The sequence below is a fragment of the Streptomyces sp. SM18 genome (assembly GCF_002910775.2).
In the GTDB taxonomy this organism is placed as follows: Bacteria; Actinomycetota; Actinomycetes; order Streptomycetales; family Streptomycetaceae; genus Streptomyces; species Streptomyces halstedii.
In genome coordinates, this window is sequence record NZ_CP029342.1 from 7416244 (window position 1) to 7435382 (window position 19139).

The 19139-nt window shown below is 70.9% G+C and carries 15 protein-coding genes and 3 riboswitches; of the genes, 6 read left to right on the forward strand and 9 right to left on the reverse strand.

Going from position 1 to position 19139, the window contains the following annotated elements; all coding sequences use genetic code 11:
* Positions 1-18: 18 nt before the first annotated feature.
* On the reverse strand, positions 19-1461 hold the full coding sequence (locus B9S64_RS32800; RefSeq protein WP_103493366.1) for a short-chain fatty acyl-CoA regulator family protein: 1443 nt from the start codon (positions 1459-1461) through the stop codon (positions 19-21).
* Between the two features lie 208 nt (positions 1462-1669).
* Between B9S64_RS32800 and B9S64_RS32805 the strand changes: the two genes are divergently transcribed.
* Genes B9S64_RS32805 through B9S64_RS32815 form a run of 3 tightly spaced genes read left to right on the forward strand, consistent with a single transcriptional unit; the run spans position 1670 to position 5256 of the window.
* Positions 1670-3178: an MmgE/PrpD family protein gene (locus tag B9S64_RS32805; protein WP_103493365.1), complete on the forward strand. Its 1509-nt coding sequence runs from the start codon at positions 1670-1672 to the stop codon at positions 3176-3178.
* Positions 3178-4086 (forward strand): methylisocitrate lyase, encoded by a 909-nt coding sequence (gene prpB / locus B9S64_RS32810; protein WP_181012424.1) that lies wholly within the window; start codon positions 3178-3180, stop codon positions 4084-4086. Before B9S64_RS32805 ends, prpB begins: the two co-directional genes overlap by 1 nt.
* Before the next feature lie 33 nt (positions 4087-4119).
* Positions 4120-5256: a bifunctional 2-methylcitrate synthase/citrate synthase gene (locus B9S64_RS32815; RefSeq protein ID WP_103493364.1), complete on the forward strand. Its 1137-nt coding sequence runs from the start codon at positions 4120-4122 to the stop codon at positions 5254-5256.
* A gap of 5 nt (positions 5257-5261) precedes the next feature.
* On the opposite strand, the gene thiI is transcribed toward B9S64_RS32815, so the two are convergent.
* The 8 genes from thiI to aceA all read right to left on the reverse strand — a co-directional run bounded on the left by thiI (position 5262) and on the right by aceA (position 15628).
* Positions 5262-6518 (reverse strand): tRNA uracil 4-sulfurtransferase ThiI, encoded by a 1257-nt coding sequence (gene thiI, locus B9S64_RS32820; protein WP_103493363.1) that lies wholly within the window; start codon positions 6516-6518, stop codon positions 5262-5264.
* A gap of 10 nt (positions 6519-6528) precedes the next feature.
* Positions 6529-7551, reverse strand: coding sequence for a class 1b ribonucleoside-diphosphate reductase subunit beta (gene nrdF / locus B9S64_RS32825; protein ID WP_103493362.1), 1023 nt, complete (start codon positions 7549-7551; stop codon positions 6529-6531).
* A 40-nt stretch (positions 7552-7591) separates the two neighbouring features.
* Positions 7592-9751 (reverse strand): class 1b ribonucleoside-diphosphate reductase subunit alpha, encoded by a 2160-nt coding sequence (gene nrdE / locus B9S64_RS32830; RefSeq protein WP_103493391.1) that lies wholly within the window; start codon positions 9749-9751, stop codon positions 7592-7594.
* Positions 9748-10179 carry a class Ib ribonucleoside-diphosphate reductase assembly flavoprotein NrdI gene (gene nrdI / locus B9S64_RS32835; RefSeq protein ID WP_181012423.1) on the reverse strand — a complete coding sequence of 144 codons (432 nt, stop codon included), beginning with the start codon at positions 10177-10179 and terminating at the stop codon, positions 9748-9750. The genes nrdE and nrdI overlap by 4 nt, the downstream gene beginning before the upstream one ends.
* A gap of 166 nt (positions 10180-10345) precedes the next feature.
* A riboswitch (cobalamin riboswitch) is annotated at positions 10346-10576 on the reverse strand.
* 65 nt (positions 10577-10641) lie between these two features.
* A complete protein-coding gene (locus B9S64_RS32840) occupies positions 10642-11013 on the reverse strand; it encodes a hypothetical protein (RefSeq protein ID WP_146060176.1) in 372 nt (123 codons plus the stop codon).
* A 407-nt stretch (positions 11014-11420) separates the two neighbouring features.
* Positions 11421-11608, reverse strand: a riboswitch (cobalamin riboswitch).
* A gap of 199 nt (positions 11609-11807) precedes the next feature.
* Positions 11808-12677, reverse strand: coding sequence for a 3-hydroxybutyryl-CoA dehydrogenase (locus B9S64_RS32845; RefSeq protein WP_103493360.1), 870 nt, complete (start codon positions 12675-12677; stop codon positions 11808-11810).
* Positions 12674-14254, reverse strand: a complete 1581-nt coding sequence (locus B9S64_RS32850; protein WP_103493359.1) for a malate synthase — start codon at positions 14252-14254, stop codon at positions 12674-12676. The genes B9S64_RS32845 and B9S64_RS32850 overlap by 4 nt, the downstream gene beginning before the upstream one ends.
* Before the next feature lie 72 nt (positions 14255-14326).
* Complete coding sequence (gene aceA / locus B9S64_RS32855; RefSeq protein ID WP_103493358.1) at positions 14327-15628, reverse strand: isocitrate lyase; 1302 nt, start codon at positions 15626-15628, stop codon at positions 14327-14329.
* Positions 15629-16010: 382 nt separating this feature from the next.
* On the opposite strand from aceA, the gene B9S64_RS32860 reads away from it, so the two are divergent.
* The 3 genes from B9S64_RS32860 (at position 16011) to B9S64_RS32870 (ending at position 18858) form a co-directional block, all read left to right on the forward strand.
* A complete protein-coding gene (locus B9S64_RS32860; protein WP_103493357.1) occupies positions 16011-17423 on the forward strand; it encodes a short-chain fatty acyl-CoA regulator family protein in 1413 nt (470 codons plus the stop codon).
* Positions 17424-17515: 92 nt separating this feature from the next.
* Positions 17516-17639, forward strand: a riboswitch (cobalamin riboswitch).
* Positions 17640-17702: 63 nt separating this feature from the next.
* Positions 17703-18080 carry a hypothetical protein gene (locus B9S64_RS32865; RefSeq protein WP_103493356.1) on the forward strand — a complete coding sequence of 126 codons (378 nt, stop codon included), beginning with the start codon at positions 17703-17705 and terminating at the stop codon, positions 18078-18080.
* A gap of 82 nt (positions 18081-18162) precedes the next feature.
* Positions 18163-18858, forward strand: a complete 696-nt coding sequence (locus B9S64_RS32870; RefSeq protein ID WP_103493355.1) for a (2Fe-2S)-binding protein — start codon at positions 18163-18165, stop codon at positions 18856-18858.
* Positions 18859-19139 lie beyond the last annotated feature (281 nt).

Below are 19139 nucleotides of genomic sequence, written 5' to 3' on the forward strand. Positions count from 1 at the left end.
GTACGGACCAGGAGCCCGTCACGCCCCGGTGCTCTCCACGGGATAGGGCACATAGGCCCGCCGGTCGGGATCGACGGCCAGACGGCCGCCCGCCGGCGGGCGTGCCCGCTGCGCGCAGTCACGGCGCTCGCAGATCCGGCAGCCGAGCCCGATCGGCGTGGCGGCGCGGGAGTCGTCGAGGGCGACGCCCTCGGCGTAGACCAGGCGAGGGGCGTGGCGCAGCTCGCAGCCGAGGGCGACGGCGAACTCGGCGCGCGGGGCGTGGTGGCCGAAGCCTCCTCGTGCGATGGTCCGGGCCACCCAGAAGTACCTTTTGCCATCCGGCATTTCGGCGACCTGGGTCAGTATCCTGCCCGGCGCCGAGAACGCCTCGTACACCGTCCACAGGGGACAGGTGCCGCCGAGGCGGGAGAAGTGGAAGTCGGTCGCGGACTGCCGCTTCGAGATGTTCCCGGCCCGGTCGACGCGCAGGAAGGAGAACGGCACGCCCCGGCGTCCGGTGCGCTGGAGGGTGCTCAGGCGGTGACAGACCGTCTCGAAGCCGACGCCGAAGCGCGCGGAGAGCAGCTCGATGTCGTACCGCACCTCCTCGGCCACCGTGTGGAAGGCGGTGTACGGCATGAGGAGGGCGCCCGCGAAGTAGTTCGCCAGGCCGATCCGGGCCAGCGCCGGCGACTGCGGCGAGGTGAGTCCGGTGGCGCCGGACACCAACTGGTCCAGGAGCGGGCCGTGTTCCAGCAGGGCGAGCTGGGTGGCGAGCTGGAAGGCGCGCTGGCCGTCACTGAGCCAGGGGGAGAGGAACAGCAGCCCGGACCCGGGGGCGAAGCGCCGCGCGTCGCCGGCCCGGTCCGGTGCCGCCTGGACGACGCGGACGTGGTGGCGTTCGGTGAGCAGCGCCGTGAGGGGGTCGGCCGCTTTGCCCGGACGCAGGTCCAGCGCGGCGGCGGTCCGTTCGGCCTCGGTGTCGAGCGATCCGAAGTGGTTGTGGTGCGTGTAGAAGAAGTCCCGCACCTCGTCGTGCGGCTCGGCGGGAGGCAGCAGATCGCCGGCCGCCCCCGGAGAGCCCAGGGCGGCGGCCTGTTCGACCGTGTCGCGGTAGCGGCGGTGCAGGGCGATCAGGGCGCGCGCCACCTCGGGATGGTCACGGACGGCCTCGGTGATCTCCTCGGGGGCGGGCGGCGACACCCCGCAGGCCTCGTCGGCGAGCGCGGCCCGCAGATCGGCGGCGAGCCGGTCCCCCTCGGCCTCCGAGAAGAACTCCGCGTCGACGCCGAAGACCTCGGCGATCCGCAGGAGCACGGACGCGGTCAGCGGACGCTGGTTCTGCTCGATCTGGTTGGCGTAACTGGTGGAGATCCCCAGAGCACGGGCCATCTCGACCTGGTTCATTCCGTGCTCACGGCGGAGCCGCCGCAGCTTCGCGTGGGCGTAGACCTTGCGGCCGGCCGGTCCTCGTGGCATCGGTACCTCCTCGTCGCACGCCGGAAGAGGGGACATTCCGGTAGGCGCTGTTTGCGAACATAGCATCCGCGTTCTTCGCAGATTTCGCAGATCCACAACGGACGGATGGAGGAAATCCGCAGATTGGAAGGTAGCCGGACCGCCGCGGAACGGGCACCGTCGATCACGTCAGCACCGACAAGGATCGTCCGCACCCGCGAGGAGTCCCGTGATCGAGCACCACGTCCGAGTCCACCCCAGCGCCGACCGGCTCCCGCGCGAGGACCAGCTCGCCTGGAAGCTGGCCTCCGTGGCCACCGGCACCGAGGAGCTGGACGCAGGCAGCACCGCGATGGCCGTCAACCGGGTGATCGACAACGCCTCGGTGGCCGTCGCCTCCCTGCTGCGCCGCCCCGTCGCCGTCGCCCGCGCCCAGGCCACCGCCCACCGCACGGCCGCCCCCGGTGCCTCCGTCTTCGGCAGCCGCTCCCGGGTCTCCCCGGAATGGGCCGCCTGGGCCAACGGCACCGCCGTCCGCGAGCTCGACTTCCACGACACCTACCTGGCCGCGGACTACTCCCACCCCGGCGACAACATCCCGCCCCTGCTCGCGGTCGCCCAGCACACCGGCCGCACCGGCGCCGACCTGCTGCGCGGGATCATCGCCGCGTACGAGATCCACGTCGCCCTGGTCAAGGGCATCTGCCTGCACGAGCACCGCATCGACCACGTGGCCCACCTCAGCGCCGCCACCGCGGGCGGACTGGGCGCCCTGCTGCGGCTGCCGACCGAGACGGTCTACCAGGCCGTCCAGCAGGCCGTGCACACCACCACCGCCACCCGGCAGTCCCGCAAGGGCGAGATCTCCAGCTGGAAGGCGTACGCGCCCGCCTTCGCCGGCAAGGCGGCCATCGAGGCGGTGGACCGGGCGATGCGCGGGGAGACCTCCCCGTCACCGGTCTACGAGGGCGAGGACGGCTTCCTCGCCTGGATGCTCGACGGACCGGACTCCGACTACACGGTCCTGCTGCCCGAGCCCGGCGAACCGCGCCGCGCGATCCTCGACACGTACACCAAGGAGCACTCCGCCGAGTACCAGGCCCAGGCGATCATCGACCTGGCCCGGCGCCTGCGGGAGAAGGCGGGGCCGCTGGACCAGGTGCGCTCGATCGTCCTGCACACCAGCCACCACACCCACCATGTGATCGGCTCCGGTGCGAACGATCCGCAGAAGTACGACCCCACCGCCAGCCGCGAGACCCTCGACCACTCGGTGCCCTACATCTTCGCGGTGGCCCTGGAGGACGGGACGTGGCACCACGAGCGTTCCTACGCGCCCGACCGTGCCCGGCGTCCCGGGACGGTGGAGCTGTGGCAGAAGATCACCACGGTCGAGGACCCGGCCTGGACCCGCCGCTACCACGACCCCGACCCGGAGCGCCGCGCCTTCGGCGGGCGCGCGGTGATCACCCTCGCGGACGGCACGGTGGTCGAGGACGAACTCGCCCTGGCCGACGCCCACCCGGCCGGCGCCCGGCCCTTCGACCGCCCCGCGTACACGGGCAAGTTCCGCACGCTCGCCGAGGGCGTCGTCACCCGGTCCGCCCAGGACGCCTTCCTGGACTCGGCGGCCCGCCTCGCGGAACTGTCGGCGGCCGACCTCGGCGGCCTGTTCCCGGCCGTCGACACCGAGGCCGTCGCCGCCTTCGACGCGAGCCTGCCGAAGGGCCTGTTCTGATGCTGCTGCACACCACCACCACGCCCGCCGAACGCCGTCGGACCTTCCGCGAACAGCTCGCCTCCGGGCGGCTGCTGCGCATGCCCGGCGCCATCAACCCGCTCTCCGCCCGCCTCATCCAGGACACCGGCTTCGATGCCGCCTACCTGTCGGGCGCGGTCCTCGCGGCCGACCTCGGCCTGCCCGACATCGGCCTGACCACGTCGACCGAGATCGCCGCCCGCGCCCAGCAGACCACCCGCGTCACCGACCTCCCCGTCCTCATCGACGCCGACACCGGATTCGGCGAACCGATGAACGCGGCCCGCACCGTCCAGCTCCTGGAGGACGCCGGCCTGGCCGGGCTGCACCTGGAAGACCAGGTCAACCCCAAACGCTGCGGCCACCTGGACGGCAAGACCGTCACGCCCCGCGAGGAGATGGCCCGTCGGATCCGGGCAGCCGCCGACGCCCGCAGGGACCCGGACTTCCTGCTGATGGCCCGTACCGACGCCCGCTCGGTCGAGGGACTGGACGCGGCGATCGACCGGGCGAAGGCGTACGTCGACGCCGGCGCGGACGCGATCTTCCCCGAAGCCCTGGCCGACGTCACCGAGTACGAGGCGTTCCGCGAGGCGATCGACGTTCCGCTGCTCGCCAACCTCACCGAGTTCGGCAAGACCCCCCTGCTCCACACGGCCACCCTGGAGAGCCTCGGCTACAACATCGCCCTCTACCCGGTGACGCTGCTGCGCATCGCCATGGGCGCCGTCGAGGACGGACTGCGCACCATCGCCGCCGAGGGCACCCAGGAGTCCCTGCTGCCGCACATGCAGACCCGCTCCCGGCTGTACGAGCTCCTCGGCTACGACGCGTACGCGGCCTTCGACTCGTCCGTCTTCGACTTCACCCTTCCGCCCGGCACCTGACCGGGCACCTGACCCCTGAAGGCAGGCATCGCCATGACCACCACCGCGCCCGAGATCCACCGCGGCCTCGCCGGTGTCGTCGTCGACACCACCGAGGTCTCCACCGTCATCCAGGAGACCAACTCCCTCACCTACCGCGGCTACCCGGTCCAGGACCTCGCCGCCCGCCGCTCCTTCGAGGAGGTCGCCCACCTCCTCTGGTACGGCGAACTCCCCGACACCGCACAGCTCCAGGACTTCACGGCCCGCGAGCGTGCCCTGCGGCCCCTGGACCGCACCTCGCTGGAGCTGCTGACCCGGCTGCCCGAGACCTGCCACCCGATGGACGTGCTGAGGACGGCCGTCAGCTTCTTCGGTGCCGAGGACCCCACGGAGGACGACGGCTCGCTCGCCGCCAACCGTGCCAAGTCCCTCACCCTGCTGGCCAAGCTGCCCACCGTGGTGGCGGCCGACCAGCGGCGGCGCCGGGGTCTGGACCCCATCCCCCCGGACCCCGCCCTCGGGTACGCGGAGAACTTCTTCCACATGTGCTTCGGCAGCGTCCCCGACCCGGACGTCGTCCGCTGCTTCGAGATCTCCCTCACCCTGTACGCGGAACACAGCTTCAACGCCTCGACGTTCACCGCCCGGGTCGTCACCTCCACCCTCTCCGACCTCTACAGCGCGGTCACCGCGGCGATCGGTGCCCTCAAGGGCCCTCTGCACGGCGGCGCCAACGAGGCCGTGATGCACATGCTGCTGGAGATCGGCGACCCGCAGCGGGCCGAGGAGTGGCTGGACGAGGCACTGGCGTCCAAGCGGAAGATCATGGGCTTCGGCCACCGCGTCTACAAGCACGGCGACTCCCGCGTCCCCCTCATGCAGGAGGCCCTCGACCGGCTGGTGGCGCGTGCCGCCGACCCCGAGGTGACGCGGCTGGCCACCCTGCACGCGGCCCTGCGGCACGCGATGATCACCCGTAAGGGCATCCACCCGAACCTGGACTACCCGGCCGGCCTCGCCTATCACCTGATGGGCTTCGACATCCCCGCCTTCACACCGATCTTCGTGATGAGCCGGATCACCGGCTGGACCGCGCACATCACCGAGCAGCTGGCCCACAACGCGCTGATCCGCCCGCTGGCCTCGTACGACGGTCCGGGCCAGCGGGCGGTGCCGGGCGCCTCGTAGTCCGGTCAGGCGGGTGCGGGGCAGTCGCCGCTCGGGACCGGCGCGTCCTCGTCCGCTCCGGGACGGAACGTCCGGGCGGCCCCCAGCAGGGTTTCGACCACCTCGTCGAGGTCGAGTCGCTTCTCGACGGACCGCAACCGCGGCAGCCCGGCGCGGGTGCTGACCCGTGGCGGGGCCAGCAGTGTGCAGCAGTCCTCGTCGGGCAGCACGGAGATGCCGGCCGTTCCGACGGAGCGGGCCTCGTCTATTATCTCCTGCTTCTCCCAGCCGATCAGCGGACGCAGCACGGGCAGTGCCGAGGCCTCGTCCACCGCGACGAGATTGGCCAGCGTCTGGCTGGCCACCTGCCCGAGGCTGTCCCCCGTGACGAGGGCCTCCGCGCCGGAACGAGAGGCCAGCGCGGAGGCCGTGCGCACCATCAGCCGGCGCTGGGCGACGACCTGGAGCCGTCCCGCGCCGGCCACGGCGAGCTGCTTCTGCGCCGTGCCGAGCGCGATGACGTGCAGGAGGCCGGGCGGCTGGTAGCGGTTCAGCTCGCGGGCCAGGGCGTACGCCTTGTACACGGACGACGGGTTGGTGTACGGGGCGCCGTTGAAGTGCACGAGGTCGCAGGCCAGGCCGCGCCTCATGGCCCGGTGGGCGGCGACGGGGGAGTCGTAGCCCCCGGACAGCAGCACCAGGGCGCGACCGCTGGAGCCGACGGGCAGCCCGCTTCGACCGGGGAGACGTTCCCAGGACAGATACGTCTCCCCGCGGTCGATCTCCACCGCCAGCGTGACGTCCGGCCTGGCCAGATTCACGCGCAGCCCCGGGACCCGGGCCAGGACCCGGGCGCCGATGTGCGCGTCCACCCGCGACGAGGTCAGCGGGAACCGCTTGTCCCGCCGCTTGGTCCGAACGGCGAACGTGGCGCCGTGCGGGATGGCGCCCAGTGCGTCGACGGCCGCCGCGGTGATGGCGTCCAGATCGCTGGGCACCCGCACGGCAGGCTCCACCGAGTTGAAGCCGATCACCCGGCGTGCCCGCTCCAGCAGGGCCTCCTGGGGCACCTGCCCGCCCAGCACGGTCACGTTCTGGGCGGATTTGATCCACGTGGACCCGCCGATCCCGCGCAGGGCGAGCCGCAGATTGTCGTGCAGCCGCTCGGTGAAGCGGTGGCGGTTGCGTCCCTTGAGGAAGACCTCGCCGTGCTTGAGCAGCACACAGGTTCCGTAGGTGTCAGCCGCGTGGCGAGGCGCGGGCACGCCGGGTGTGCCGGACATCGTCAGCCCCTCAGAAGTCCCAGTCGTCGTCGGCGGTGTCCTCCGCCTTGCCCATGACGTAGGAGGAGCCGGAGCCGGAGAAGAAGTCGTGGTTCTCGTCCGCGCCCGGGGACAGCGCGGCCAGGATCTCCGGGTTCACCGCGGTCTCCTCCGCGGAGAAGCGCGCCGGGTAGCCGAGGTTCATCAGCGCCTTGTCGGCGTTGTAGCGGACGAAGACCGCCACGTCGTCCATGAGCCCCAAGGGCTCGTACAGCTCGCCCGAGTACCGGAGTTCCAGCCGGTACAGCTCCTCCAGCAGGTCGTACGTGAACTCCCGCATCTCCTCCCGCTCGGCCGCCGTCCGCTTCTCCAGGCCGCGCTGGTACTTGTAGCCCGAGTAGTAGCCGTGCACCGCCTTGTCGCGCAGGATCAGCCGGATCATGTCGGCCGTGTTGGTGAGCAGGGCGTGGGTGGAGAAGTGCAGCGGCAGGTAGAAGCCCGCGTACAGCAGCAGCGACGACAGCAGGGTGGAGGCGACCTTCCGCTTCAGCGGGTCGTCGCCGTAGTAGTGCTTCAGGACCGTCTTGCAGCGCTGCTGGAGGACGTCGTTGTCCACCGCCCAGCGGTACGCGTCGTCGATCTCCGGGGTGTTGGAGAGCGTGGAGAACACCGAGGAGTAACTGCGGGCGTGCACGGCCTGCATGAAGGCGATGTTGGTGTACACCGCCTCCTCGTGCTCGGTGCGGGCGTCCTGGATCTGGACGATCTCGCCGACGGTGGCCTGCACGGTGTCGAGCATGGTCAGACCGGTGAACACCCGCATGGTCAGGGTGCGTTCCTCGGCGGTGAGCCGCTGCTGCCAGGCGTTCACGTCGTTGGAGAGCGGGACCTTCTCGGGCAGCCAGAAGTTGGCGGTGAGCCGGTTCCACACCTCCAGGTCCTTCTCGTCGGTGACCCGGTTCCAGTTGACCGGACGCAACCGGGCGGCCGGGTCGTGGCGGTAGGAGGGAGGGGTGACCGAGACCTCGGTCAGGGGGGCGGGGCTGGTGGTCATCGCTGGTGCCTCGGTGAGTCGCGTACGGGGTGGTCGGTGGTCACAGGGTGCAGGACAGGCAGTTCTCGATCTCGGTGCCTTCCAGGGCCTCCTGGCGCAGCCGGATGTAGTACAGGGTCTTGATGCCCTTGCGCCAGGCGTGGATCTGTGCCTTGTTCAGGTCGCGGGTGGTGGCCGTGTCGCGGAAGAAGAGCGTGCAGCTCAGGCCCTGGTCGACGTGCTGGGTGGCCGCCGCGTAGGTGTCGATGATCTTCTCGTAGCCGATCTCGTACGCGTCCTGGAAGTACTCCAGGTTGTCGTTGTCCATGTGCGGCGCCGGGTAGTACACGCGGCCGAGCTTGCCCTCCTTGCGGATCTCCACCTTGGAGGCGATCGGGTGGATGGAGGCGGTGGAGTCGTTGATGTAGCTGATGGACCCGGTCGGCGGCACGGCCTGGAGGTACTGGTTGTAGATGCCGTGTTCCCGTACGGAACGCTTCAGCTCACGCCAGTCGTCCCGGGTGGGCAGGACGGTCCCCGCCTCCGCGAAGAGGGCGCGTACCCGCTCGGTGGCCGGCTGCCACACCCGCTCGGTGTACATGTCGAAGTACGAGCCGTCGGCGTACGCGGACTTCTCGAAGCCGTCGAAGGCCCTGCCGCGCTCGATCGCGATCCTGTTGGAGGCGCGCAGCGCGTGGAAGGCCACGGCGTAGAAGTACATGTTCGTGAAGTCGACGCCCTCCTCGCTGCCGTAGTGGATGCGACGCGAGGCGAGGTAGCCGTGCAGGTTCATCTGGCCGAGGCCGATGGAGTGGGAGAGGTCGTTGCCGTGGGCCACGGACGGCACGGCGTCGATGTGGGACTGGTCGGAGACCGAGGTCAGACCGCGCACCGCCGTCTCCACGGTGGCACCGAGGTCCGGGGAGGCCATCGCCGCGGCGATGTTCAGCGAACCCAGGTTGCAGGAGATGTCCCTGCCGACCGTCTCGTAACCGAGCGAGGCGTCGTAGGTGCTGGGGGTGTTGACCTGGAGGATCTCCGAGCACAGGTTGGACATGTTGATCCAGCCGGGGATGGGGTTCGCCCGGTTCACCGTGTCCTCGAACAGCAGGTACGGATAGCCGGACTCGAACTGCAGCTCCGCGACCGTCTTGAAGAACTCGCGGGCGCTCAGGGTCGTCTTGCGCACACGCGGGTTGGCGACCAGGTCGTCGTAGTGCTCGCTCACCGACAGGTCCGACAGCGGCCTGCCGTACTCGCGTTCGACGTCGTACGGCGAGAACAGGTGCATGTCCTCGTCGCGCTTGGCGAGTTCGAAGGTGATGTCGGGGACGACGACCCCGAGGGAGAGCGTCTTGATGCGGATCTTCTCGTCCGCGTTCTCCCGCTTGGTGTCCAGGAACCGCATGATGTCCGGGTGGTGCGCGTGCAGGTACACCGCACCCGCGCCCTGCCGGGCGCCCAGCTGGTTGGCGTAGGAGAAGGAGTCCTCCAGGAGCTTCATCACCGGGACGACACCGGACGACTGGTTCTCGATCTTCTTGATCGGGGCGCCCTGCTCGCGCAGGTTGGTGAGCAGCAGCGCCACACCGCCACCGCGCTTGGAGAGCTGGAGCGCGGAGTTGACGCCCCGTCCGATGGATTCCAGGTTGTCCTCGACCCGCAGCAGGAAGCAGGAGACCAGCTCACCGCGCTGGGCCTTGCCCGCGTTGAGGAAGGTCGGGGTGGCCGGCTGGAAGCGGCCGGTCATCATCTCGTCCACCAGCCGGGCCGCGAGCGCCTCGTCACCGGCGCCGAGGAACAGGGCGGTGGCGACGATCCGGTCCTCGTACCGCTCCAGGTAGCGGGAGCCGTCGAAGGTCTTCAGCGTGTACGAGGTGTAGTACTTGAACGCGCCGAGGAAGGTACGGAAGCGGTGCTCGTGGGCGTACGCCTGCCGGTACAGGTCCTCCAGGAACTCCCACCGGTAGCGGCGGAGGGGCGCCTCCTCGTAGTAGTCGTTCTCCACGAGGTGGTCGATCTTCTCCTTCAGCGACCCGAACACCACCGTGTTCGGGTTGACGTGCTGGAGGAAGTACTGGCGGACGGCCTCGCGGTCCTTGTCGAACTGGATGGCGCCGTCGCAGTCGTACAGGTTCAGCATGGCGTTCAGCGCGTGGTAGTCCTTGCGCGTGCCGACCGACTCGCGCCGGCCCGTGGCGGCCGTGGTGAGGGCGTTCATGCCGCCTGCCGCCCCGCCGTCGATGAGTGTCGTGTCCAAAACTCTCGTAGCCCTTCCCTTACGGCGCGGACGTCTCGGTCCGTGCCCAGCAGTTCGAATCGGTACAGCTCCGGGACCCCGCACTTCGCCGAGATCACCCGGCCGGCCAGGCAGTAGTCCGCGCCGAAGTTGGTGTTGCCGGAGGCGATGACCCCCCGCAGCAGCGCCCGGTTGGCCTCGACGTTCAGAAAGCGGATCACCTGTTTGGGGACCGCGCCCGCGCGCTCGCCCCCGCCGTAGGTCGGCACGACGAGCACATAGGGCTCGGTGACCAGGGGCATGCCGTCACGGCGGGGATGCAGGGGGATCCGGGTGGCGGGCAGGCCCAGCTTCTCCACGAAGCGCCTGGTGTTCTCCGAGACGCTGGAGAAATACACGAGACCGCTCATCGGCGCCGTCTCCTCTCACTCGTTCCCGTGTCCGTCCGAGGACCGGGAGGGGAGGAGCGGGCGGCGCGTACGGCTGGGGGCCGGATGGTGAACGGACAAGCCTCACCCGGCGCCGCGCGTCTGCCACCTGGCCCTCCCTCGGGGCCTCGGAGCGCGCACACCGCGGTCCGGCGTGCGCACCGGTGGCAGGTCTTCGGACTCGCGGGCCCGTCGCGCCGGACAACGCCGTACGCGACTCCTACTGGCCGTCGCTTCCCGGGCCCGGTTTCCAGGCCCAGTGCGTGTGACGGCGGTCGTTCCCACTCACCGCTGCGGGGCAGTCCCGGTCTTTCACCGGGTTCCCTCTTGCGACGCCGGGCACAGACGTACCCGGCGAACCACCAGCACCAACAACACTACATCTAGAAGCTGGCGCGTGGTGAACACCCCAGATGTTGTGTCGCAGGCGATAGTTAGGTATACCTAAGCATTGCTTCGGCCGGAGGCGGAGGGGTCCTGCGACGTGCGTGACGTGCGCGGCGTGCGTCGTGCCCCGATGACGGAGCGCACCTGGTGCGCGCGTCGGTGCATCTCCGTGACCAGGGCCGGGCGGGACGGCGGAGGGCCGGAGGCCGAGGGCTCCTCCTGAGCCCCTGGCGGAGTTCCGCCGCCGAGCGCCTCGGCCACGGAATCCAGGAACGCGCCCACGTCGATCAGCGTGTCGCGCAGCATCCGCAACCTGGCGGTCTGACTGCCGAGCTGTCTGCGCATGGCCAGCAGATTCTCGTATTCCTTCTCGGACACGGCGACCATGGGCTCGCCGTCCACGACGACCTTTCGCGGTTTACCACGCACCGGTGGGTCCCCTTCCCGCCTCGTTCACGACGGTGCTGTGGGACGGGCGGGGACGTCTGTGGCGTCCCGGCCCCTGGACGGTTCGGTACGGAGCCGGGCAGCTCATGCCGTACGGTGCGGGGCGGCCGCGGCGGGCCGGCCGTCGCGGGCGAAGGTCCGGGCGGGCGCCGCTACTTTCGCAACACGCCGTAGGTGCGGTACGTGCTGCCGTGGGCCGTGCTGTCACGGACATCTCCTTCGCGAGCGACTCCTCGGAATCCCGGCGACGGGACACGGGCGCGAAGGGGTGACGAACCGGACGGCCACGACGCCGCGCGGCACGGGCACGGTCGTTCCGTCTGGTGTGTACGCCGACCCGCCCACGAGGTCACCGAGATGTCCGCGCACGGAAGGACCCGCACGCGGGCAGGTGGCAGGTCTTCGGACTCGTGGGCACGTCTGCCGGGGCAGACACCTACTGGCCGTCGCTTCCCAGGTCCGTGCGGACCCAGTGCGTATGACGGCGGTCGTTCCCACTCACCGCTGCGGGGCAGTCCCGGATTCCCACCGGGTTCCCTCTTACGACGCGTCTGTCTGGCGGACAGGGCGGACCAACTGCTGCGGCCAGCCTACGGGGTGGTGCCGCGAAGGGAGGAGAGCCGCCCGGCATCCGCGGCAGAGGCGGGCGCGCCGGCACCGGAACGCGGAGGGGCGGGAAGCGCCGCCCGCGCGCTCCCCGCCCCTCCGCCGTGCTGCCGCGGGGACCCTCACCCCCACGGCGGTGCGGGCCCACCGGCCCGCGTCGTACCAGGCCCTCAGCCCTGGTAGTAGGTGTGGAACCCCCTGCCGGTCTTCCGGCCCAGCAGTCCTGCCTCCACCATGCGCTGGAGCAGCGGCGGCGGCGCGTAGAGGGATTCACGGAACTCGTCGTAGAGGGACTCCGCGATGGAGGCGACGGTGTCCAGGCCGATCAGGTCGGCGAGTTCGAGCGGGCCCATGGGGTGGGCGCAGCCGAGCTTCATGCCCGTGTCGATGTCCTCCGCGGTGGCGAAACCGGATTCCGCCATGCGGACGGCGGAAAGGAGGTAGGGGACGAGCAGGGCATTGACCACGAAGCCCGCACGGTCCTGGGAACGGACGGCCTTCTTGCCGAGCGTGCGGACGACGAAGTCCTCGACCAGGGCCGTGGTCCCGGCCGAGGTGTGCAGCGAGGGCACCACCTCGACCAGCGGCAGCACCGGCACCGGGTTGAAGAAGTGCAGGCCGATCACCCGGTCGGCGCGGGCGGTCGCCATGCCGAGCCGCATGACGGGCAGGGAGGACGTGTTGGTGGCGAGAACCGCGGCCGGGTCTTCGACGATCTTGTCGAGGGCGGCGAAGACCTCGGTCTTGGCGTCCCGGTTCTCGACCACGGCCTCGACGACGAGCTGGCGGTCGGCGAGACCGTCCAGACCGCTGGTGAAGACGAGCCGCGCGAGCGCGGCCTCGGAGGCCTCCCGGCTCAGCTTGCCCCGTCGAACGGCGCGGTCCAGCGAGGCGGCCACGCGGTCCCGGGCGGCACGCGCCGCGACCGCGTCCACCTCGCACACCACCGTGTCCACCCCGGACCGGGCGCACACCTCGGCGATCCCCGCACCCATCTGCCCGCCGCCGACCACACCGACGCGTGCGACGCCCGCGCTCATGCCCGCACCTCCGGGTGGCGCACGAGGTGGCGGCTGTAGGCGTCCGGGGTGAAGAAGAGCGGCAACTCGCGGCCCAGGGCGGTGCGTTCGAAAAGGGCGCGGACGTCGTCCACATGTGCGCGCGGGTGCTCCGCGCGGAGTGCGGTGACCTCACGGTCGAGCAGCTCCGTCACGGTCTCCCGGTCGGTGACCCGGTGCCGTAGCCACTGCCAGATCTGCGCGCGGGCGATCTCGGCGGTGGCCGCGTCCGCCGCCAGCCCGTCGAGCACGACCGCACCCCGACCGCGCAGCCAGGCGGCCTGGTACCGCAGCGTGACGGAGACGCAGGCGCGCACCTCGTCCGGGGTGGCCGGGCCGCTGATCCGGCGTACGGACAGCAGGTCGGCCGCGGTGACCTCCACATCGTCGCGTGTGCGGTCGAGTTGGTGGGGGCGTTCGCCCAGGACCCTGTCGAAGATGTCACGGCAGACGGGGACCAGTGCGGGACGAGCCACCTGGGACCCGTCGAAACCGTCCTCCGCCTCCCGCTCCTTGTCCAGCCGGACCGTGGCGGACACCGCTTCGCCCGCCGCCGGGTCCTCGCCCGGGTCCTGGGCGGCCGTCCCGCCGACGGCGTGGGCGCCGCGCCGGTGGCAGGTGCGGACGAGGAGTTCCGCGCGGGCCCGCAGGAAGGGCGCGGTCGTCGTCACCCTCGCGCGGTCGGGGAGGAGGAAGTCGGAACGGTGGCCGAAGGTCTTGATCAGGCTGAACAGGTAGTCCCGGTGCCCCACGCCCAGCCCCGCGCTGTGCTCACGCAGTTCGTAGAGGATCTCCTCCATCTCGAAGGCGGCGGTGATCGTCTCGATGAGGACGGTGGCGCGGACCGTGCCACGGGGGATGCCGAGCAGCTCCTGGGCGAGCAGGAAGACCTCGTTCCACAACCGCGCCTCGTAGCGGTTCTCCAGCTTGGGCAGCGAGAAGTACGGGCCGTGTCCGGCGTCGATCTGCCGCTGGGCGCAGTGGAAGAAGAAGAGGCCGAAGTCGACGAGCGCGGCGGGCACCGGGCGGCCGTCGTACTCCAGGTGCTCCTCGTCCAGGTGCCAGCCGCGCGGGCGGACCACGACGGTGGGGAGCCGGTGTCCCTGACCCTCCCGCGTGGTGCGGCCGATGCGCCGCTCGACGGCGTCGAGCAGGGTGAGCTGACCGCCGACGACGTTGTCCCACAGGGGCGCGGTGGCGTCCTCGAAGTCCGCCGTCCACACCTGGGCACCGGAGTCGAGCGCGGCCAGGGCCGTCCGGCGGTCGGGCGGGGCGGTGATCTCCACGCGGCGGTCGGTCAGTCCCGGCGCGGGCGGTGCCACCCGCCAGGTGGGGTCGTCGCGTACGGCGGAGGTGACCATGGGGAAGTCGAGAGGCGAGCCCGACGCCAGTCGCTGTGCCTGCCGGCGGCGTTCCTTCATCAGATCCCGCCGACGCGGTGCGAACGCTTCGGCGAGCCGTCCGACGAAGTCCAGGGCGGCGGGGGTGAGGATCTCTTCGTGCCGGTGTCCGGGTGCGGCGAGGACGCGGACCTGACGGGTGAGGGCGGTGAGGGTCATCGGGCTCTCCTGAGGGGTGAGAGCGGAGGGGGACGGGGACGGTTCGTCCCCCTCCGCCGGCCGGGCCAGGCGCTACTTCCGGAACACGCCCTGGTGGAACTGCTCTTCCTCCGTGGACCCGGCCAGGGCGGTGGTGGAGGAGGCGGGGTTGACGGCGGTGGAGACGAGGTCGAAGTAGCCGGTGCCGACCTCACGCTGGTGTTTGACGGCGGTGAAGCCCTGGGCCTGTGCGGCGAACTCCTTCTCCTGGAGGTCGACGTAGGCGGTCATGCCGTGGTCGGCGTAGCCCCGGGCGAGATCGAACATGCCGTGGTTGAGGGAGTGGAAGCCGGCCAGGGTGATGAACTGGAACTTGTAGCCCATCGCGCCCAGCTCCCGCTGGAACCTGGCGATCTGGTCGTCGTCCAGTGCGGCCTTCCAATTGAAGGAGGGCGAGCAGTTGTAGGCGAGCATCTGGTCCGGGTACCGGGCGTGGACGGCCTCGGCGAACTCCCGTGCCTGCTTCAGGTCCGGGGTGCCGGTCTCGACCCAGATGAGGTCGGCGTAGGGGGCGTAGGCGAGACCGCGGGCGATGACCGGCGCCATGCCGTTGCGCACCCGGTAGAAGCCCTCGGCCGTGCGCTCGCCGGTGACGAACTCGGCGTCCCGCTCGTCCACGTCGCTGGTGAGCAGGTTGGCGGCGAGGGCGTCGGTGCGGGCGACGACGAGGGTGGGCACGTCCGCGATGTCGGCCGCGAGCCGGGCCGCGTTCAGGGTGCGGATGTGCTGCGAGGTCGGCACCAGTACCTTGCCGCCGAGGTGGCCGCACTTCTTCTCGGAGGCGAGCTGGTCCTCGTAGTGGATGCCGGCCGCGCCCGCCGCGATCATCGCCTTGGTCAGCTCGAAGGCGTTGAGCGGGCCGCCGAATCCGGCTTCCGCGTCCGCGACGATCGGCGCGAGCCAGTCCGTGGTGTCACCGGCGTTCTCGGCAGTGGCGATCTGGTCGGCGCGCAGCAGGGCGTTGTTGATCCGGCGGACCACCTGCGGCACGGAGTTGACGGGGTAGAGGCTCTGGTCCGGATAGGTGTGACCGGCCTGGTTGGCATCGGCGGCGACCTGCCAGCCCGACAGATAGATGGCCTGCAGCCCGGCCCTGACCTGCTGGACGGCCTGACCGCCTGTCAGCGCGCCGAGCGCGTGGACGTAGTCCAGGTCGTGCAGCTGCCGCCACAGCCGCTTGGCACCGCGCCGGGCCAGGGTGTGCTCCTCACGGACGCTGCCGGCGAGACGGACCACGTCCTCGGCGGTGTACGTCCGCTCGATGCCCTGCCAGCGCGGGTCGTCGGCCCAGCGCCGCGCCAGCTCCTCGGCCGTCCGCGTGCTCGCTTCTGCCATGACTGTCACCGTCTCCTCGTTCTGTACTGGCTGCCAATCCCACCGTCCGGATGAACCGAGGTGGCACTGCGTGTCGTGATGCTGTGGTGCGGCCCGCCGTCACCTGGGCGGTGGAGCTGGGCAATGTTGCCTGCGCAGGTGACTGCCGCTGCCGGGGTCTCCGACGTCAGGGCGGAAATCGTGCCCCAGGTCCGGGCGCTTCCTGCTGGTTCCGGCGGGCCGCGGTACGACTCTGGCACTGGCACTGAGTGCCATCAAGCGTGGATGCATGCCAACCTTTGCGAATCTTCCCGACGGTTTTTGCCAAGCTTGCGAAGGCACGGCAGGGGGACTGTTGCCTTACGCTGACCGGATCGGGTCCCCGGTGTGGAGGAGCGGTTCGGTGAGCAAGACGTACGCGGGCGCACGGCTGCGGCGGCTGCGCGAGGAGCGCCGGATGAGCCAGGCGGATCTCGCCCGCGTGCTCGCCATCTCGCCGAGCTACCTCAACCAGATGGAGCACGATTCCCGCCCCCTCACCGTGCCCGTCCTGCTCCGGCTGACCGAGGCGTTCGGTGTGGACCCGGGGTTCTTCTCCGAGCGCGACACCACACGCCTGATGGCCGACCTCCGTGAGGCGCTCGCCGGGGAGATCGCCGAGTCCAGGGTGTCCGCGGCCGACCTCGGTGACCTGGCTGCCCGGCTGCCCGGGGTCGCCCACGTCCTTCTCGGCCTCGGCCGCCGCAACCAGCAGCTGTCCGAGCGCCTGGCCGGGGCGGCGGACGGCCGGGACCGTGACCGGGGAGCCGTCTTCTCGCCCCACGAGGAGATCCGCGACTTCTTCTACCGCCACCAGAACTACCTCCACGACACCGACCTCGCCGCCGAGCGCCTTGCCGGTGAGATCGGGGTCAGGCCGGGAGAGGTGACCGGAGCCCTCACCGCGAGGCTCGCCACGGAGCACGGTGTCCGTCTGGCCGCCGAGCCAGGCGTACGGCTGCACCGTTACGACGACGCGAGCCGCACCCTCCACCTGTCCTCCCGGCTACGGCCCGGTCAGCGCGCGTTCCGCATGGCGACCCAACTGGCCCTGTTCGAACACCGGGAGGACCTCGACCGGCTGGCCGGCGAGGACTTCCCGCCCGGATCGCCCACCCACGCGCTGGCCCGCATCGGAATCGCCAACTACTTCGCCGCCGCCCTGGTCCTGCCCTACGCTGCCTTCCACGCGGCGGCCGAAAGCGCGCGCTACGACATCGAGCGGCTCACCGACCACTTCGGTCTCGGCTACGAGACGATCTGTCACCGGCTGAGCACCCTCCAGCGGCCGAGACTCCGCGGTGTGCCGTTCTCCTTCGTCCGTGTCGACCGCGCCGGCAACCTGTCCAAACGCCAGTCCGCGACCGGCTTCCACTTCTCCCGGGCCGGCGGCACCTGCCCCCTGTGGAACGTGTACGAGGCGTTCGCCGCGCCGGGGCGCATCCACGTCCAGGTCGCCGAAATGCCCGACGGCCAGCGGTTCCTGTGGACCGCGCGAGCCGTCACCCGGCACTGCGGCGGCTGGGGCGAACCCGGCAAGACCTACGCCATCGGCCTCGGCTGCGAGATCCGCCACGCCCACCGGCTCGTCTACTCGGACGGCCTCGACCTGACCAATCCGTCCACCGCCACCCCCATCGGCATGGGCTGCCGCGTCTGCGAACGCCTCGACTGCTCCCAGCGGGCCGCACCACCGCTCGGCCGCCCGCTGCTCATCGACCAGAACAGCAGCACCTTCGTGCCCTATCCGGTCGAGAGCGACCGGACCGCCGGCTGATCACGTCGCCGGGCCTTCCCGGAGTGCCCCCACCCTGACAGCACGGCGTACGAGGTGGAAAGATGGCCGGAGCAACAAGGCGACGGCGGTCCGAGGAAGCCGGTGGAAATCCGGCGCGGTCCCGCCACTGTGATCGGCGAGCGAGCCCCGCACCCGCCCCCTGCCCCGAGGGCGGGACGGCGCGGAGCGAGCTGTGACCCGAGAGCCAGGAGACTCACGCGGTCGCCTCCTCGACGGACCACCGGGGCGGATCTCCCCGGAAGAGAGGAACGATGCGGCATGCCCGCCGACACCGTCCCGTCCGGCCGCGAACCGGTGCCCTGCCGGGTCGTCGTGTGCCGTGACTGCTGCTGCGGCACCCCGAAGGTGACGGGCGTCGACCACTCCGCCCAGACCGCGCGCCTGCGCGCCGAGGTGCCGGTGCGGGTCTCCGCCTGCCTGGACGTATGCGAGCAGGCCAACGTCATCGTCGTCCAGCCCTCCGCCGAGGGCCGCGCCGCCGGTGCCCGGCCCGTCTGGCTGGGACTGGTCAACGATCCGGACGCCACCGAGGACATCGTCGCCTGGGCACGCGCCGGCGGACCTGGTGTCGCACCCCGGCCGGACATCCTCGACCTGTACGCCATCACCCCGGCCCGGCGTCGTACGGCCCGCTGACCCTGTCGTACGGGCCGGCCGGCCCGTCGTACGCCTTCCTGGCCGTGCCGTACGGCCCCCTCACCCCACGGAGAGACAGCACGTGCACGATGCCCGCGCCTCGGCCGCGTCCGTCACCGACGCCCTGCGCGACGTGGCGGACCTCGGCGGCTTCTTCGTCCTGCGCGCCGGGGGCGAGGACGACGGCTGGCATCCGCTCGCCCGTTCCTACGCGGACGGTTTCACCGATCTCGCCGAGGCCGTCGCGCGCCGCCACCACACCGCGGAACCGCGCATCGACGTCTCCATCGCCCAGCTCGGACACGCGGCCCGCCTCTGGTCCCCGGCGCTGGCCTGCGTCGTCCTGCACGGGATCCTCCTCGACCTGGACGGACTGCACAGGGCCGACGACGGACCGGTCCTCCGGATGCCCCGTCCGGGCGGTTGGCACGTCGAACGGCTGGACGACGAGCCCGCCCACGCCCTGTACACGCAGGTGACGAGCCAGCTGTCGGCGCTGGCCGACGGACTCCGTGTCAAGATCGCCCCGCGTCTGCTCGACGGGAACTCCGCCTCGGCGCTGATGGGGGCCGCCCATGCCCTGCTCGCGGCCCGTCCCGGCACACGCGTGGCGCTCACCCGCCTCACCGCCACCCTGCTGAGCACCGGACGCCTGGCGAACACCGGAGTGATCACCGGCCCCGACCTCGGCTTCCGTCGGCGAAGCTGCTGTCTCTACTACCGCGCGCCCAACGGTTCCCTGTGCGGTGACTGCGGGCTTGCCGACCGCGAGTCCTGACGAGCCCTGGAACCAGGCGGCTTCCGGAGGGGGCGGCCTGGATCCCCTTCCGACCGCAGGCCGTATACCACCCACCGCATCAGTGGCAAATCGCCCATGGGTGAGGGTGAAACCCCAGACGGCAGGCTCACCCCGAGCCTCTTCTCCATCTGCGGTGAGTTTGCGGAATTTGGCTGAAACAGATCAGTCGCGACTCAGAAGAGCCTTGTACTGACGTCGCATCAGCCACAAGGATTACGCCGTCTCGCACAAGGTCAACACAACTTCCTTCGAAAGGAACG